This window comes from Algoriphagus kandeliae (genome assembly GCF_004571135.1).
Classification (GTDB): domain Bacteria; phylum Bacteroidota; class Bacteroidia; order Cytophagales; family Cyclobacteriaceae; genus Algoriphagus; species Algoriphagus kandeliae.
Genome location: NZ_SPSB01000001.1, coordinates 1,008,593 through 1,026,296, shown reverse-complemented (window position 1 = coordinate 1,026,296; position 17,704 = coordinate 1,008,593). Strand labels below are relative to the sequence as shown.

The 17,704-nt window shown below is 39.5% G+C and carries 17 protein-coding genes; 3 read left to right on the top strand and 14 right to left on the bottom strand.

The genetic code is table 11. The annotated features are described in order from the left end of the window. The first annotated feature begins 25 nt into the window (after nt 1-25). Nucleotides 26-1,240, top strand: a complete 1,215-nt coding sequence (locus tag E4S40_RS04420; protein WP_135071401.1) for an ABC transporter permease — start codon at nt 26-28, stop codon at nt 1,238-1,240. Here the strand turns inward: E4S40_RS04420 and E4S40_RS04415 are convergent. Continuing rightward, nucleotides 1,224-1,970 carry a polyprenol monophosphomannose synthase gene (locus E4S40_RS04415; protein WP_135071398.1) on the bottom strand — a complete coding sequence of 249 codons (747 nt, stop codon included), beginning with the start codon at nt 1,968-1,970 and terminating at the stop codon, nt 1,224-1,226. The two genes, E4S40_RS04420 and E4S40_RS04415, sit on opposite strands and share 17 nt — an antisense overlap. A gap of 98 nt (nt 1,971-2,068) precedes the next feature. On the opposite strand from E4S40_RS04415, the gene E4S40_RS04410 reads away from it, so the two are divergent. Continuing rightward, nucleotides 2,069-2,947, top strand: a complete 879-nt coding sequence (locus E4S40_RS04410) for an ATP-grasp domain-containing protein (protein WP_135071395.1) — start codon at nt 2,069-2,071, stop codon at nt 2,945-2,947. On the opposite strand, the gene E4S40_RS04405 is transcribed toward E4S40_RS04410, so the two are convergent. From E4S40_RS04405 to rocF, 13 genes are all read right to left on the bottom strand, one after another. Continuing rightward, nucleotides 2,944-3,741: a tetratricopeptide repeat protein gene (locus tag E4S40_RS04405; RefSeq protein WP_135071392.1), complete on the bottom strand. Its 798-nt coding sequence runs from the start codon at nt 3,739-3,741 to the stop codon at nt 2,944-2,946. The genes E4S40_RS04410 and E4S40_RS04405 overlap by 4 nt on opposite strands. 67 nt (nt 3,742-3,808) lie before the next feature. Continuing rightward, nucleotides 3,809-4,912 (bottom strand): bifunctional histidinol-phosphatase/imidazoleglycerol-phosphate dehydratase HisB, encoded by a 1,104-nt coding sequence (gene hisB, locus E4S40_RS04400; RefSeq protein ID WP_135071389.1) that lies wholly within the window; start codon nt 4,910-4,912, stop codon nt 3,809-3,811. A gap of 12 nt (nt 4,913-4,924) precedes the next feature. After that, nucleotides 4,925-5,995: a histidinol-phosphate transaminase gene (gene hisC / locus E4S40_RS04395; RefSeq protein ID WP_135071386.1), complete on the bottom strand. Its 1,071-nt coding sequence runs from the start codon at nt 5,993-5,995 to the stop codon at nt 4,925-4,927. Further along, nucleotides 5,995-7,287: a histidinol dehydrogenase gene (hisD, locus tag E4S40_RS04390; RefSeq protein ID WP_135071383.1), complete on the bottom strand. Its 1,293-nt coding sequence runs from the start codon at nt 7,285-7,287 to the stop codon at nt 5,995-5,997. The genes hisC and hisD overlap by 1 nt, the downstream gene beginning before the upstream one ends. 32 nt (nt 7,288-7,319) lie before the next feature. After that, a complete protein-coding gene (hisG, locus tag E4S40_RS04385) occupies nt 7,320-8,180 on the bottom strand; it encodes an ATP phosphoribosyltransferase (RefSeq protein ID WP_135071380.1) in 861 nt (286 codons plus the stop codon). A gap of 247 nt (nt 8,181-8,427) precedes the next feature. Continuing rightward, nucleotides 8,428-9,696, bottom strand: coding sequence for a serine hydrolase domain-containing protein (locus tag E4S40_RS04380; RefSeq protein ID WP_135071377.1), 1,269 nt, complete (start codon nt 9,694-9,696; stop codon nt 8,428-8,430). A gap of 26 nt (nt 9,697-9,722) precedes the next feature. After that, nucleotides 9,723-10,454 carry a GDSL-type esterase/lipase family protein gene (locus tag E4S40_RS04375; protein ID WP_135071374.1) on the bottom strand — a complete coding sequence of 244 codons (732 nt, stop codon included), beginning with the start codon at nt 10,452-10,454 and terminating at the stop codon, nt 9,723-9,725. Then, on the bottom strand, nt 10,455-10,808 hold the full coding sequence (locus E4S40_RS04370; protein ID WP_135071372.1) for a translation initiation factor: 354 nt from the start codon (nt 10,806-10,808) through the stop codon (nt 10,455-10,457). It abuts the gene before it with no gap. Nucleotides 10,809-10,864: 56 nt separating this feature from the next. Then, nucleotides 10,865-11,716: a universal stress protein gene (locus E4S40_RS04365; protein WP_135071369.1), complete on the bottom strand. Its 852-nt coding sequence runs from the start codon at nt 11,714-11,716 to the stop codon at nt 10,865-10,867. Nucleotides 11,717-11,786: 70 nt separating this feature from the next. After that, the gene (locus E4S40_RS04360) at nt 11,787-12,698 is read right to left on the bottom strand and encodes a 1,4-dihydroxy-2-naphthoate polyprenyltransferase (protein WP_135071366.1); all 912 of its coding nucleotides are present in this window, start codon (nt 12,696-12,698) and stop codon (nt 11,787-11,789) included. Between the two features lie 12 nt (nt 12,699-12,710). Beyond that, entirely contained in the window at nt 12,711-13,301 is a 591-nt protein-coding gene (locus E4S40_RS04355) for a glutathione peroxidase (protein WP_135071363.1), read from the bottom strand. Nucleotide 13,302: 1 nt separating this feature from the next. Continuing rightward, nucleotides 13,303-15,093 carry an arginine--tRNA ligase gene (gene argS, locus E4S40_RS04350; RefSeq protein WP_135071360.1) on the bottom strand — a complete coding sequence of 597 codons (1,791 nt, stop codon included), beginning with the start codon at nt 15,091-15,093 and terminating at the stop codon, nt 13,303-13,305. Between the two features lie 32 nt (nt 15,094-15,125). Beyond that, the gene (gene rocF, locus E4S40_RS04345; RefSeq protein WP_135071355.1) at nt 15,126-16,076 is read right to left on the bottom strand and encodes an arginase; all 951 of its coding nucleotides are present in this window, start codon (nt 16,074-16,076) and stop codon (nt 15,126-15,128) included. Between the two features lie 225 nt (nt 16,077-16,301). Here rocF and E4S40_RS04340 point away from each other — a divergent pair, with 225 nt between their 5' ends. Then, entirely contained in the window at nt 16,302-17,690 is a 1,389-nt protein-coding gene (locus E4S40_RS04340) for an arginine decarboxylase (protein WP_135071352.1), read from the top strand. The last annotated feature ends 14 nt before the right edge of the window (nt 17,691-17,704 follow it).

Here is a 17,704-nt window from a genome sequence, read left to right as displayed (position 1 = left end):
CATTAGGACAAATTAAATCACTCCTTTGAACCTTTCCTATTTCATTGCCAAAAGAATCAGTTTTAGCCGGGTTGGTGGATTTTCAGCCATCATCCATCAGATTGCTGTCGGTAGCTTGGCAATAGGAATAGCAGTTTCTATAATTGCCTTCATGGTTTTGGGAGGTTTTCAAAAAACCGTTTCCGAAAAAGTATACGATTTCACGGGACATTATCAGGTTCAGCGCTTTACCATGAGTAATTCTTTTGAGGAAAATCCTTTTTCCTTGAAAGCTGATTTTTATCAGAATTATTCCTCCATTCCACAAATTGAAAAAGTACAGTCTTTTGCTCATAAAGCAGCATTAATCAAAGGAGAAGAGGAAGTAGAAGGCGTCCTGATGAAAGGGTTATCCACTGACTTTGATACGCTCAATTTTCAACAATACTTGGTGGAAGGCCGCTTTATCAACTTTCCTGAAACCGGTACTTCTAACGAAGTGGTAATTAGCCGCTATCTAGCCAATCGGCTTCTTTTGGAAGTTGGGGATAGAATTATCCTGTATTTTGTCCAAAATCCTCCTCGTTATCGGCGAGTGGAAGTAGTTGGGATCTATGAAACCTTGCTGGAAAACTTTGATCAAAAAATCATTCTTGGCGAGCTTCAAACAATCCGAAATCTTAATGGCTGGCAAGATGATGAAGTAGGGGGATTGGAGATTTTTATCAATGATAAACCGAGCCAAGAATTGAGTCGATCTATTGAAGAAATTCTGGATTTAGACCTAAAGCTGATTAATTCAGAAGACAAATATTTGGAAATATTTGATTGGCTTAAGTTGCTGGATACCAATGTATATGTGTTTATCAGTTTAATTGGTTTTGTTGCTATTTTTAACATGGGGGCTATATTGTTTATTTTGATCATGGAGCGCACCCAAATGATAGGTTTGTTAAAGGCTCTGGGAACTCAAGACTTTCAAATCCGACGTATATTTTTCTGGAATGGAATGCGAATCTTGGGAAGAGGTCTTTTGATAGGAAATGCTATTGGATTGGGTTTTGGACTGATTCAAGATATGTTTCGAATAATTCCTCTCGACGCTCAAAGTTATTATATGAGCTATGTGCCTATCGAATGGAATTGGCCGATTTTCATAGCCATCAATATTGGAATTACCCTTTTGACCGCTTTGGTTTTATGGATTCCTGTAATCGTGATATCAAGGGTAAACCCTATTCAATCTATACGCTTTGATTGAGCTTATAGGGTGAAAAAATACTTTTTACTTTCATCCAAATCACTCCGAAAATAGCTTCCTTAAAAATTCCTTTACTCATTTTGGATGTGCCTTTGGTACGATCTGTAAAAATGATGGGTACCTCTTTGATTTTGAAACCCAACTTCCAAGCTGTGAATTTCATTTCTATTTGAAATGCATAGCCAATAAACTTGATCTCATCGAGTTGGATTCCAGCTAAAACAGAACGATGGTAGCATTTAAAGCCCGCCGTAGCATCATTGATTGGTAAGCCGGTGATAAATCGAACATAGACCGAAGCAAAATAGGACATCAATACCCTTCCCATAGGCCAGTTGACTACATTTACTCCTGTGATGTAACGGCTACCAATAGCCATGTCAAAACCTTCAATAGCACAGGCCTCATAAAGTCGCACGAGATCTTTTGGATCATGGGAAAAATCGGCATCCATCTCAAAAATATAGTCATAACCATGGTTCAAGGCCCACTTGAAACCTGTGATATAGGCGGTTCCCAAGCCTAATTTCCCCGAACGTTGGATTAGATGAAGTCGATCAGCAAAATTTACCTGCTGCTCTTTTACCAATTTTGCTGTGCCATCAGGTGAGGCATCATCAATCACCAAGAGTTCAAAATCCCCAGGTAGCTCCATGACCGCCTGAATCATATCCACAATGTTTTCTTTTTCATTGTAGGTTGGGATAATGACGAGCTTTCGGTGTTCCATATTTTTTACAGTGCTCAAAAGTAATCCTTCGACTTGGTTTTTGAAGAATGGTCTATACAAAAATTGGTTAAAGGCTATTTTTGGGGCAAAATAGGAATATGAAAAAGAAGATTGGAATAGTTAGCTACATTTCTACAGGTGCATACGATGCTAATACCATTGATGAGGATCAAATTCTATCTGGAATTTTGAAGGATTTGGGCTTTGAAAATGAAATTTTACCTTGGTCTGATCCCAAGATTCAATGGAGTGACTACGATGAACTTTTAGTCAAGTCAGTTTGGGATTATTTCGATTATTATCCAGAATTTCTGGAATGGCTAGACAGAATCGATTCTCTTAAAATTCCTGTGCTTAATGATCTAAAAACTATCCGTTGGAATAGCAATAAGCGGTATTTGATCGAAATGGCGGAAAAAGGTTTTCCGGTTATTTCAGGATTGGTTTTGGAAAAAGGTACGAAGCCGGACTTTTCCCAGATTCAAAAACAAATGAAATCCGGTTTGGCTGTAATTAAACCGCTGGTAAGTGGTGGAGCAAAAAACACTTTTAAGGTTTCAGTTGAAAATTGGCCCGAATATGCGAGTAAATTAGAGGAGCTTTTAAAAGAAGAGGCTTTTTTGGTACAGCCATTTGTTAAGGAAGTTGCCGAGGTAGGGGAGTATTCTTTGATTTTCTTTAATGGAAACTTTTCTCATGCAGTTTTAAAGACTCCAAAAAAGGAGGATTTCCGGGTACAGCATTATTTTGGAGGAACCATTCAAGTGATTCAGCCATCCGCCAAAATGCTTCAAATAGCTCAAAGTTTTGTAGATCAATTCGCACCTGAATCCCTTTATGCAAGGGTAGATGGTGTAGAAATCAATGGAGAATTTTATCTAATGGAATTAGAGCTGATTGAGCCATACTTGTTTTTGGGATTAACTGATCAAGCTATTCCAAATTATAAAGCTGCGATCGAACAGAGACTTTCTTAAGAACAAAGATCTAAATGATTTAGGGCGTAATCAGAACCTTGAGAGGCTGCTTCTTTTATATATTGGCAGCCTTCCGTATTTCCCAGTTGGGCCAAGCAAATTCCTTTTTTCGCCAAAGCTTCCAAATGGTCAGGATATTTCTTCAAAACGGCTTCAAAATCTTCCAAAGCCCATTCCAAATAACCTACTTTCATCAAGGCAAATCCTCGATTGTATCGGCCAACCAAGTTATCTGGCTCTAGTTTGACGTATTGATTGAAAGAAGCGGCACAGCCTAAAACATCTCCTCGATAGGCCCTTGCCATTCCTAGATAAAAATGAAGTCGTGCATGCTGATCATTCAATTCCTTTGCTTTTTGGAAAAACTCCTCTGCTAGGGTGTAATTTTTATTTTGAAGTAAGGCTCTTCCCAAAAGATACAGAATATCGAAATCCGCTGGATCATATTTTGCTGCCCGCAATAAGCGAAGTTCGGCTTCTTTGTATTGCTTTTGATTAAATAGGATTTTCCCGATGCCGGCATGAGCCTGCGCATATTCTGGATTTAGAGAAATAATACGTTCATAATCTTCTAATGCTTTCTGAATTTTGCCTAGTTCTTCATAGGAACGTGCGCGCAAGTGAAATGCCTTGATGTCAGTTACATGGAAGAAGAGATAGGTATCCAAGGAGCTAATCGCTTCTTCATACTCCTTTTCTGAAAATAATTGCTCTGCTTCATAAAGCTCTGATCGGCAAGAGCTAAAAATTAGAAGATGAAGAATAAAAACTGATATATTAAGTTTTCGTAGCATAACGAAAGAAACAAAAAAATGGGTTTGAAAAAAAGTGATTTAACAATTTTTCAAACCCAAAAGCTTATCAAAGCATTCCTTTCGTACTCGGAAGCTGATCTATAGTCTGTGGATCTCTTTTGACAGCCATTTTAACTGCTCTTGCCAAGCCTTTGAAAATAGCCTCGATTTTATGGTGTTCGTTATCTCCTTCGACTTTGATATTCAGGTTGCATTTTGCGGTATCAGAGAATGATTTGAAGAAATGAAAGAACATCTCTGTAGGCATATCTCCGATTTTTTCGCGTTTAAATTCTGCATCCCACACCAACCAAGGCCTTCCTCCAAAATCAATCGCTACTTGAGCCAGTGCATCGTCCATTGGCAATAAGAAGCCATATCGATAAATTCCTTTTTTGTCTCCTAAAGCCTTCAAATAAGCCTCTCCAAGTGCTAAAGCAGTATCTTCTATGGTATGATGCTCATCGATGTGTAGATCACCTTTTACCTCGATTTCCAAATCGGTAGCCCCATGTTTTCCAAGCTGCTCAAGCATATGGTCAAAGAAGCTCAGGCCTGTATTGATTTTGCATTTTCCGCTTCCGTCCAGGTTTAGGTGAATTCGAATATCCGTTTCAGATGTGGTTCGGGTCACAGAAGCCTTTCGAGGAGGCATTTTGAGAAATTGGTAAATCTCATCCCAATCGTAGGTGGAAAGTGCTGCATCTTCGTGCGGTTCCCCTATAAATATGGCTTGAGATCCCAAATTTTTCGCTAGCTGAAGATCGGTTACCCGGTCTCCGATTACAAAGGAATTGACCAAATCGTATTCTTCAGAAAAATACTCTTCAAGCATTCCTGTTCGGGGTTTGCGTGTAGGAGCATTTTCATGCTCAAAAGAACGATCTACATGGATAGCTTTGAAGATGATGTTTTCCTGCTCCAGGGTTTTCAGCATTTTGAATTGAGCCGGCCAAAAATCCTGTTCAGGAAAAGAATCCGTCCCCAAACCATCCTGATTGGTCACCATAACTAGATGATAGTCTGTCTCTTCTGCAATTTTGCGAAGGTTGGATATTGCCTTAGGAATGAATTCCAGCTTTTCCAGGCTATCTACCTGATGGTCAGTTGGTGGCTCTTTGATAATAGTGCCATCCCGGTCAATAAATAAGACTTTCTTTTTCAACAACATCCGTTTTAAATTTTATTTCTGAACCGCGATTTCTTTCGAAACTTTATTCATAGCCTCAATCAAGGCTTCGTTTTCATCTTTTGTCCCAATGGTAATTCTTAAGCAATCCTCACAAAGCTGAACTTTGGAACGGTTTCGAACAATGATCTTGTGATTGATTAATTGATTGTAGAATTCGGTAGCCTGAGGAACTTTAACCAAAAAGAAATTGGCATGTGAAGGATATACTTTTTGTACAAAGTCAAGCTTTTCCAATTCATTTTCTAGCCTTTCCTTTTCCTGAAGAATAGTCTGAATCATGGATTTTACTTTCTTCTCATTCTGAAGTGCTTTGAGCACGAATTCCTGCGTCAAACCTGAAATATTATAGGGAGGTTTGATTCGGTTTAGAATTCGAATCAATTCTTCGGAAGCAAAAGCCATCCCTAAGCGAAGCGAGGCTAATCCCCAAGCTTTGGAAAGAGTCTGCATTACCAAAAGATTGGGATATATATCCAAATCCTGGGTAAAGCTTGGCTCATCATTAAAATCAATGTAAGCTTCATCAATGACCACCAAGGCATTGAATTGATCAAGGATTTGATAAATCGAATCCCGATCGATTTTATTACCACTTGGATTATTGGGAGAGCAGATGAATATGATTTTGGTATGTTCGTCAACCTGCTGAAGTACCTTTTCAGGGTCAAGCTGAAAATCTTCTGTCAATGAAACCTTCTTGGTAGCTACATCATTGATTGATGCGCTGACTTCGTACATCCCATAGGTGGGGGGTAGGAGAATTACATTATCCTTTCCGGGATTACAAAACGCCCGGAATAAAAGGTCAATCGCCTCATCGGACCCGTTTCCTAGAAATATCTGCTCCGGGCGTACGTTCTTGATTTTTGATAGCCGCTTTTTGATTTCCCATTGATACGGATCTGGATAGCGATTGAAGTCTTCATCTGTGGCTGATCCTAAAGGGTTCTCATTGGCATCCAAGAATATTCCTTCCTTTCCGGTATACTCATCCCTAGCAGAGGTGTAGGGCTTCAAAGAAGCAATATGTGGCCTCAGTAAAGAATTTAAGTCAAATGCCATTAGGAATTCTTTTTCAAATAGTTAAGTCGAACAGTTACAGCATTTTTATGCGCTTCCAGCAATTCTTCCCGAGCCATCACTTCTACAGTCGGTCCTAGGTTTTTCAAACCTTCCGGGCTTAATTTTTGGTAGGTGATTTTCTTGACAAAACTATCCAAGGAAACCCCACTATAATTTCTGGCATAGCCATAAGTAGGAAGTGTATGATTGGTGCCTGAAGCATAATCACCCACCGATTCCGGAGTGTACTTTCCAATGAAAATTGAACCAGCATTAACTATTCCCTGAACAGCTTCCTCTTCCTGTTCCACACTAATTATTAAGTGTTCAGGCGCATAGAAATTGATTAATTCCAGCGCTGTTTTTAAATCGTTTAAAACTATCGCTACTGAGTTTTCCAAGGATTTCTTTGCAATATCTTTCCGTGGTAGTTGTTCTACTTGCTCTTCGATTTCCTTCAAAACCTTCTTGGCAAATTTTTGGCTATGTGTCACCAAAACAACTTGGGAATCGACCCCATGTTCGGCTTGAGATAGTAAATCTGCTGCCACAAATGCAGGCACGGCCGTATCATCTGCATAAACCAAAACCTCTGAGGGTCCAGCCGGCATATCAATAGCAACTCCAAAATTTGTTGCGAGCTGCTTAGCTGCAGTGACAAATTGATTTCCTGGTCCGAAAATCTTATCTACTTGAGGTACTGTTTCTGTCCCAAAAGTCATGGCTGCAATTGCCTGAGCCCCTCCGGATTTGATGATTTTATGAATCCCAATCAGGTCCGCAGTAAATAAAATGGCCGGATGAATTTTGCCCTCTTCATTTGGTGGTGTACAAAGCACAATTTCTTTGCATCCAGCCAATTTAGCAGGTATTCCAAGCATTAGGACTGTGCTAAATAGGGGAGCTGTACCACCGGGAATATAAAGTCCAACACGTTGAATGGGTACACTTTTTCTTTTACAAACCACTCCTGGCATGAGCTCTTCTACCAATTCTGGCTGAGCCTGAGCAGCATGGAATCGCTCGATATTTTTCTTTGCCACCAAAATCGCTTCCTTCAAATCGGTAGGAAGAGCGGCTGCGGCTTCTTTGATCTCAGTTTGATCTACTTGTAAATCTTCTAATTCAACATGATCAAATTCATAGGCGTATTTGATCAATGCTTTATCGCCATTTCTTCTGACTTTCCGAAGAATAGGTTTGACGATTCGGTTGATTTTTTTGGTTTTAAAAACTGGCCTTGCCAATTCCTCTTTCCAAGTAGAAACATCTGGGTTGATGAGAATTTTCATCCGACAAATCTTTACGTTGGACTTTGTTTATTTTAAATCACCATTTTTTCGATAGGAACAACTAAGATGCCTTCTGCACCTGCAGCTCTTAATTCTTCAATGTTTTCCCAAAATTGGTCCTCATTCAGTACCGAATGAACAGATGACCAACCTTCCTGAGCCAAAGGCAAAATGGTAGGGCTTCGCATTCCAGGAATCAAGCTGATAATTTTATCCAAAGCATGATTTGGGGCATTAAGAAGAACGTATTTATTGCTTTTTCCCTTTTGGACAGCATTCATTCGAAACAAGAGCTTTTCTACAATTTCCTGCTTCCAACTCGCTAAGTTTTCATTTGCGATGAGGACTGCTTCCGAAGTGAAGATTTCTTCCACCTCTTTGAGCCCGTTCATCATCAAGGTAGAGCCTGAGCTGACTATGTCACAGATTCCCTCTGCCAATCCTATGCTTGGCGCGATTTCTACAGAACCGCTGATTTCATGGATTTCTGCATTAATTCCTTTTTCGGTAAGGTAATCTCCCAAAATCTTGGGATAGGAAGTTGCAATATTTTTTCCCTCAAAATAGGATAGACCAGAATAGGTTTGTCCTTTTGGGATTGCTAAGGAAAGTCTGCATTTTGAAAAGCCGAGTTTTTTAAGGGTTTGCACTTTTTTGTCCTTTTCGACCAACTCGTTTTCTCCGACAATTCCTAAATCAGCCACACCGTCGGCCACATATCCGGGAATATCATCGTCTCTGAGAAACAAAAATTCAATCGGAAAATTAGTGGCAGTGGATTTTAGCTTTCCTGTTCCATTATAAAACTTGATTCCGCATTCCTTGATCAATTTCAAGGAATCATCGGATAAACGTCCGCTTTTTTGGACAGCGATACGGATAATTTTTTCCATGGGTCTAAATTACGCTAAGAAATAAACTAGATGAATGATTTTTGGTGAAAAGTCCAATCCTAGATTGCGACGTCACCGGCTTGGGTGTGTTCTTATTCCTCCTCAAGAGGAATGATGAAAATGGTGCACATGCACCTGATGGTGATGTGAGCAAAAAATGGCGATATTTTTAGCCTGAGGATTCATTCGTTGCGACAAAGTTAAACACAGCTAAGAAACATGCAAATCCTGTAGAAGGTTTTAAAATTTAATTTATTGAAGGTTTCCAAGGGCCATAGACGGCATCTCTAAATGCTTTGTGAAGTCCAATTCCATCGTAGGGAGTAAGTTGGACAAACATGATAGCAATTAATTCATTCTCCGGATCAATAAAGAAAAGAGTACTTAAAGCTCCATCCCAGAAGAATTCACCAACGCTTCCCTGATTTTCTTCTGCATCCTGCGGAGGTGCTACTCGTACTGCAAAATCAATCCCAAAACCAACCTGACCTCGATTGGGTAACCAAGACCGCTCTTTGATGGAATCAGGAAGGTGATTTGTTCGCATTAACTCCACTGTTGAAGGTTGAAGGATTGTTTGATCTCCATGCTTGCCCTCATTCAAAAGCATTTTGGTGAATTTCAGGTAATCATCGATTGTACTACTCAATCCAAAACCTCCTGGAGTTAGTGGCCAATGATTATAGCTAAAACGATAAGCGATTGAGTCAATTTGGCGTGCTAAAGTTCCATCGGCTTGCCGCTCGTATACTGCTGCCATTCGATCTCTATATTCTTCCGGAACATAATACATGGTCTCATTCATCCCTAACGGCTCTAATATTTCCTTATTTACGAATTCCCCATAAGGCATTCCAGAAAGCTTTTCCACCAAATAGGCTTGTACATCCACACATAAACCATATTCCCATTGAGTTCCAGGCTGAAACCAAAGGGGAGTGCTTCCAATTTTTTCTGCCATGCTCGCCAATGTGTTGTTATAATTCCGAGCATCTTTTTCCTTCATGACTTCACTTAAGCCAGGAATATTATCTCGATTGGGAAAGCCTGCAGTATGTCGTGTGATATCTCGAACGCTAATCGATCTATCCGCTTCAGTCAGGATCATTTCTCCATTTTCATCCACGCCTTGATACACTTTCATGTTAGAAAATTCAGGGAGATACTTTTCAAGCGGATCATCGAGTTCAAACATTCCTTTCTCATAAAGTTTCATGAGTGCAGTTCCCGTAATAGGTTTGGTCATGGAATAGATTTGGACCATGGTTTCGCGACTCATGGGTTTTTGCTGCTCTTTGTCAGCATAGCCAACAGCCTGAAAATACCTTTCTTCTCCCTTTTCATAAATCAAAGCCGATATGCCGGCCACTTTGCCAGCTTCCACTAGTGCCGTTAAAGTGCTGTCAACACGGGATTTGGCGGCTTCATTGAAAACGAGATTTGGACTGTCTGATGATTGGGAGCAAGCAACAAAAAGAAACTGAATCAGGATGATTATCCGAAAGGCGTATTTCATTTCCGAGTAGGTTTTGATAGGGAAATTTAAAAAATATCTAGGTTGGATTTTTTAGCCCATCGCTTTATTCCATCAAAGGCAAAATTGGAAATTGCCTGATAGCCATAATCCGATGGATGGATACCGTCAATTGCGAAAAATTCAGGACTTAAATCGAATTGAATTTCTTCATAAATCATGTTGGAATATTGTGATGCAATATTCTCCATTTCTTTGGATAGGAATTTTCGCTGACCTAGAAGAAAATATTTTAATTGGGGAGTGAAGGAAGGAAAAATATGTACCGGTGGAATATCGGATAAGTAAAACCATTCCGGTGAATAGCTTTTGTAAAGCCAAGAAATGATGTTTTCTAAATCTGATTTGTAATCAGTGGGCTTAGTGAGACGAAAGCAGTCATTTGCTCCTATGAATAAAAATATACCTTCAAGTTTGCTGGGATTGGTACCCAAATCTTCTTTGAAAGTAGGGATCAACTCTTTAGCTCGAAGGCCATTTTTACCGAGATTAATTACCTGATATTTTTCTTGAAAAAGGTGAAAAATATTTCCTGCTAAAGTAGTTTCAGGTTGTGATGCACCCACTCCAGCAGCGGTGGATTCTCCAAGGATAAGTATTCTTTTGCTTGATTCGCCGAGGATTAGGTGATTGCTTTTGGCAGGAGGAAGTGGATTGTTTTTTCTGACTGTTTTTGCTTGGTAAATTAGGTAGGGCAACATTGGATAGAGTTGCGTTTGAAACCACCAATAAGCCTTCATTTATCCACCTGATTTTTTTGCTTTGTATCCTTCCTTCAATAAGATATCAAGGACTTTGTCTCGATGATCACCTTGGATCAAAATCTCTCCATCTTTTGCGGACCCACCCACGCCGCATTTGGATTTTAAGAGTTTTCCAAGGTCTTTCAGGTCATCTTCTGAGCCTACAAAGCCGCTGACCAAAGTTACCTGTTTTCCTCCTCGAGCCTTTTTGTCCAGCATAACTTTCAAGTTCTGTTGAGCAGGAGGAAGCGTCACAGCATTTTCTTCAGAATCGTAATTATATTCAAAATCAGAGGAAGTGGAGTAGACCACGCCATCTCTTTTTTTCCAATCGTTGTTTTTTCTTGACATGCTGTAAAATTAAAAAAGCCTGCGAATTTGCAGGCCTTCTAGATGATGAATAGTGATTATTCTACTCGTAGTGTCCATACCGGCCTCTTGGCGTGATTGACAACGTCTTCGGCTATACTTCCTGTAATCAGATGAAGGAAGCCTGTTCGGCCATTGGTAGCCATGGCTATCAAATCTGCATCAACATCCTCCGCAAATTGAATGATGCCTGCTTCCTCGGAAGTTGAATTATATATTTCTGCTTTGACATTCTTCATGTCAAATTCTTTCACAAAGCGCTTGATACGTGCTAAAGACTCTCGAGTCTCTTCAAAATTGCTAGGAGTATTCACGATCACCAAATAAACCTCTGCATCGAAAATATGCTGAAGCCTTTTTAATCGAGCTGCTATTTCAGCTGAATTTTGACGGAAATCACTCGCGAAAACAATCTTTTTAAGATCCTTAGGATTTACTGCCGATTTGATGGTTACGACCGGACATTTGGCTGTTCTTACTATTTTTTCGGTATTTGACCCAATCAAAACTTCTTCAAGTCCAGATGAGCCTTTGGAACCCATTACAACCAAATCGGGATTTTCATTCAGAATGGACTTAGTAATGCCTTTAAATGCATTGCCCAGCTCTATCTTGGTTTTTAGAGAATAATTTTTTCCCCGATGCGATTCAGCTAATTCCTCCATTTGCTTCTTTCGGCGATTAGCTAGTTCCACGAAAAATATCTGATTTTCAATTTCAGGCATCATTTCCCCTCCGCCCATCGTTCCAAAGCCAGTATTGCTTGGGACTTCCAAAACATGTAGAACTTCAATCTGAACATTGTCCAATCTGCTGGCTAAAGCAGTAGTGAAATCAAGGGCATTTTGCGCCTCTTCCGAAAAATCATAAGGTACAAGTACTTTGGTCATGGCATGGTTTGTTAATGTATTATGCCAAATTAACATAAAAATTAAAGGAAAAAAGGACTTTAATCAGGTTTCAAAAAAGTAAGAGCCCGAATCCAAATAGAATAACCCAAAGCAAGGTGCTTAAGGCCATTTTTTTAAGGAAAGGATCCGTGGAATGTGCATCTTTTGCTTTTTGAACGCCAAGACCAATAAGAATCATTAATGGCAATGCGATAAAGGCAAAAAGTGGTTTGGGAGATTGAATCAGGACAGCATATCCAATCAAAAATAGATTGCCTCCTAAAATCAAAGACCAATTGTATCGTACGGCAGCTTTTCTTCCGATTCGGACAGGAATAGATCGTTTTCCTGCTTTTTCGTCTGATTCTATGTCCCGTATATTGTTGATATTCAAAACGGCTGTACTGAAGCAACCCAATGAGCTTCCAATCAGTAGAACATCCCAATCAAATTGCAATCCATGTAAAAAGTAGGTGCCAACAACACCCAAAATTCCAAAAAATATAAATACAGAAATATCTCCTAAGCCTACGTAACCATATGGATTTGAGCCGGATGTATAGGAAATAGCAGCCCAAATAGCTAAAAGCCCAAGAACCAAGAAAATCGTAAAAAGAAGCCAATCATTCAAGGCAATATAGACCAAACTTATTCCAGAAATGAAGGAAAGCATTCCGAATAGATACATGGCCTTTTTCATTTCTGTTAGTGAGATTACCCCTGATTGTACAGCTCTCACAGGACCAGATCGATCTTTAGAGTCAGCTCCGTGAACGCTATCTCCATAATCATTGGATAGGTTGGAAAGAACCTGAAGAAAAATTGTAGTCAAGGAAGCAAGGATAAAGATTTCCCACCGAAAGATACCCTGATAAGCAGCAACAATTGATCCTGCAAAAATGCTAGCGAGCGCTAGTGGTAAAGTACGAAGCCTGACTGCATGCAGCCAGGCCTCTTTTTTAGTAGCGATGGTTTTTTTCACTTAAAACTAAACTTAGGCTTCAACTAGTGCCAAGATTTCTTCGTCCAAAGGAGCTACAGCAGATGGGAAAAACTTCATCAATTCTCCATTTTCATTGATGTAGTATTTGCAGAAATTCCATGTCGGTTCCTGACTATTCCATCCATTTAGTTTCTCATCTGACAACCATCTATAAAGCGGATGCTTATCGAAACCTTTCACAGATATTTTTTCGAAAACAGGGAAGGTAACTCCATAATTAGCAGAGCAAAATTCCTTGATTTCCTCATTAGAACCTGGTTCCTGGCCACCGAAATTGTTAGCCGGGAAAGCGAGGATTTGAATTTTGTCGCCATAATTCTCGTGTAATTCTTGAAGAGCCGCATATTGAGGCGTGTAACCACATTTAGAAGCTACATTCACTACCAATACTTTTTTTCCTTTGAACTGGTTGAAGTCAACTTCGTTTCCGTCCAAATCCTTCATTTTGAAATTGTAGAATTCGCTTTCCATAGTTTTTGTGCTTACAGGAATCATACTTGCCTGAATATGTTCAGGTCTCTCAAGTGTCTTGCCACATGCAGCAAGTAAAACGCTTAATAGGATAATGGATAATTTCTTCATATTACATTCTTTCGGGTACTTGTATACCTAGCAAACTCATCCCTTTTTTGATTGTTTGAGCGGTCAGCTCAGAAAGTGCAACTCTGAAAGCCATTACATTTGGATTCTCTTCGCTGAAAATAGGAAGATCTGCATAGAATCGGTTGTATTCTTTAGCCAAATCAAACAAATATTGTGCAATCACAGAAGGTGAATATTCTTCGCCAGCAAGCTTAATCTTTTTCTCAAAATCATTCAGTAAGAAAATTAGACTGCTTTCGGAATCCTCTACGTTTTTGATGCTGGAGAAATCCAGGTTTTTGTATTCTACTCCAATTTGATCTGCCTTTCGTAGGATTGATGCAATTCTTGCATGAGAGTATTGAACAAATGGCCCTGTGAATCCCTGGAATTCGATGGATTCCTGAGGATTGAATAGCATTCGTTTCTTAGGATCTACCTTAAGAAGGAAATATTTCAAGGCTCCAAGTCCTAAAATCTCATATAATTCAGCAGCTTGTTCTTCTGAAAAGCCTTCAATTTTCCCCAATTCTTTGGTGTGTCTTTCGGCTGTTTCCACCATTTCCTGAATCAAGTCGTCGGCATCTACTACTGTACCTTCTCTGGATTTCATTTTTCCGGTTGGAAGATCGACCATACCATAGGAGAGGTGGTACAAGCCTGGTCCATATGGTCTTCCTAGCTTTTGCATTATTTTGAAAAGGACATCAAAGTGATAGTCCTGCTCATTTCCAACTACATACACTGATTTGTCTATATGGAAATCCTTGTATTTCAAATCGGCTGTTCCCATATCTTGAGTGATGTAAACGGAAGTTCCATCTCCCCGAAGAACCAGTTTTTCATCCAGTCCTTCAGCCGTCAAATCCACCCAAACGGATCCATTTTCCTTTTTGAAGAAAACACCTTTTTTTAGTCCTTCTTCAACGATATCTTTTCCAAGTAGGTAGGTGTCTGATTCGTAGTAAAATTTATCGAAATCAACCCCCATTTTTCGATAGGTTTCATCAAAACCTGCATACACCCACTCATTCATTTGCTTCCAAAGCCCAACAACCTCTTCATCTCCAGCTTCCCACTTTCGTAGCATATCTTGAGCTTCTATAAGAATTGGGGCATTCTTTTTAGCCTCCTCCTCACTCTGTCCCTCATTCTTCAGTTGTTCAATTTGCTTTTTGTATTCCTTGTCAAAAATGACATAGTACTTCCCTGCTAAATGATCTCCTTTGAATCCTGACGATTCAGGAGTTTCTCCATTTCCAAAATGAAGATAAGCCACCATGGACTTACAAATATGGATTCCCCGATCATTTACCAAATTGGCTTTGATAACCTCATAACCATTGGCTTTTAGGATTTCTGCAACTGAATAGCCCAAGAAGTTATTTCGAAGGTGTCCCAGGTGAAGCGGCTTATTGGTATTAGGGGAGGAATATTCCACCATGACCTTTTGTCCATTGGAAGGTAATTGTCCCCAATGAGGCTTTTGGTAGATTTTACTGAAAATATCCAACCAAGAACGTTGGTTAAGGACCAAATTCAAAAACCCTTTCACCACATTGAAATCAGCTACTTGATCTACATTGGCTACTAAATAGTCTCCAATTTGCTTTGCAGTAATTTCTGGGGAAGTTTTGGAAACCTTCAAATAAGGAAACACAACAAAGGTGTAAGTACCTTCAAATTCCTTTCTAGTGGGAGCCAAGGAGAGCTGCTCCAATTCCACCGAATGATCGAAAAGAGCTTGAAAAGCATCTTGGATTCCTTTAAGGATATTTTCTTGTATGGTCATGGTTTTAATTTTCTAACACAAAGGTGGGTGAATTAAAAGTGTTCAACCAAGGAATTGGTGGTTATTTCTAGGATTTCAAAGGCATTTTCTGCCATGGTGTTTTCAGTATCCAATGTTGGGTTTACCTCTACAATTTCCCAGCAACAAACCCGCTTATCCTTAATTAATTCAGCATTTAAAGTGATCGCCTCTTCTACAGTCAAACCATTTGGGACTGGAGTTCCTGTTCCTACTGAAATGGATGAATCCAAACTATCAACGTCAAAGGAGATATAGATTTGATCACAATCTTTTAAAATTTCGAGAGTTTCTTCCGCCACTTTTTGGATTCCTAATTTCCGAACCTCCTCCGTTTTAAAATTTCGGATTCCGTATTTATCGATCAAATAATCTTCTGGTTTTTCCGTATCTCTTACGGAAATAAACACGATGTCTTGAGGATCAATTTTAGGAAAGTCTCCCCCGATTTTTTTGATTCTTTCCCAGAAATGGATGGTTTCTTCAGTGGGTTCATTGACCTGACAATCTTTGTTGTCAAGTTGGGCGGTCATTGCCAAAGGCATGCCATGCATATTGCCAGAAGGAGTGGTATAGGGAGTATGGAGATCTGCATGAGCATCAATCCAAATAACTCCTAATCGCTTTTCAGGATCAGCAGCCTTTATCCCCATGATAGTGCCTGCTGCAGTGCTGTGATCACCCGCCAAAACAATCGGAAAGACTTTTTCCAATCGAAGGGATTCTATGGTGCTGTATACGTTTTTCAAAACCTGGTATACTCCATCGATGTATTTGGCGTGTGGAAACTTATTTCCTTTCCAGAGGTAATTATTGGCATCTGGAACGTTGATTGGATCAAACTTGGTGAAAAAGTCAGATTTCTTGTCAAGCGAAGCGATTTTCAATGCATCAATTCCCAGGCTTGCTCCACGGGTTCCTGCTGCGATTTCGGATCTTACTTCTACGAGCTTGATATTTCTCATGAATTAGATAGGTAGGGTTTACATTCAGCTTGCAAAAGTACTCAAAATGGGCTAGGAATCCAGTCTGAATAATATCTTAAAAACTATTCTTCCCCGTAATTCCGGTAAATGATTTTTAAATTGGAGAGCAGATGTGATTTCTGGACAGATATTCCAATCTAATGGTTTGAAAATCCATCTTATTGTTCAAATTTTGCGACCTTATAACCCAAAAGCAATTGCCCCATGAATAGATACATCGATCTGATCCAACAAACTTTTGACTTTCCTACTAAAGAGTTTCATGTTGAGAACAATGAGCTTTTTTTCAATGGGGTCAATTTGATGGAGATCATTAAAACCTATGGTACTCCGCTTAAGCTGACTTACCTTCCTAAAATTTCTGAGAATATCCAGAATGCCAAGTCGTATTTTCATAATGCAATGAAAACCCATGATTATCAGGGGAAATATACTTATTGCTATTGTACCAAGTCTTCTCATTTTAGTTTTGTGCTAGATGAGGCTTTGAAGAATGATATTCATATCGAAACCTCATCTACATTTGATATTCCTTTGGTTCGTACGCTTTTTGAAAAAGGAAAAATCACCAAAGACACTTACATCGTTTGTAATGGCTTCAAGCGGGAAAAATACCTGCAATACATTACCGATTTGCTAAATGATGGATTCAAAAATTGTATTCCTATCCTAGATAATCTGAGCGAAATCGATTATTACTTAGAGCATGTCAAAGTCCCTTTCCAAGTTGGGATTCGGATTGCAGCAGACGAGGAGCCAAAATTCGGTTTTTATACTTCAAGGCTAGGCGTTCGCTATGCGGACATTATCAAGCTCTATGAAGAAAAAATAAAAGATCATCCTTTGGTGAGTCTGAAAATGTTGCACTTTTTTATCAATTCAGGCATTCGAGATACGGCTTACTATTGGTCAGAATTAACTCGTTTCATTCAGAAATATGTGGATTTGAAAAAGATCGCCCCAACCTTGGATACCATGGATATTGGTGGCGGTTGGCCTATAAAAACCAATGTGTTTTTCGATTACGACTACCAGTATATGGCAGATCAAATCGTGAAAAACATCAAGTGGATGTGTGCCAAAAACAACACGAAAGAGCCAAACATTTTCACAGAATTTGGTAGCTATACGGTAGGAGAGAGCGGAGCAGTTCTCTATTCAATTCTGGATCAAAAGCTTCAAAACGACAAGGAGCTTTGGTATATGATTGATGGTTCCTTCATTACCCAACTTCCAGATAGCTGGGGACTCAATCAGAAATACATAATGCTTGCAGTCAATAATTGGGACGAGGAATACCACAATATTTCACTAGGTGGCCTTACTTGTGACAGTATGGATTATTATAACTCAGAAGCCCACCAATTCAATATTTATCTTCCAAAAATTAAGGAAGGAAAACCTCAATACATAGGTTTCTTCCATACCGGGGCATACCAAGAATCATTGGGAGGATACGGAGGAATCCAGCATTGTTTGATTCCTGCTCCAAAGCACGTGTTGATCAATCGGGATGAAAATGGAAAAGTTACTCACCAATTATTTGCGGAAGATCAAACAGAAGAAAGCATGCTAAAGGTACTGGGTTATTAAATCCCAGTACCTGT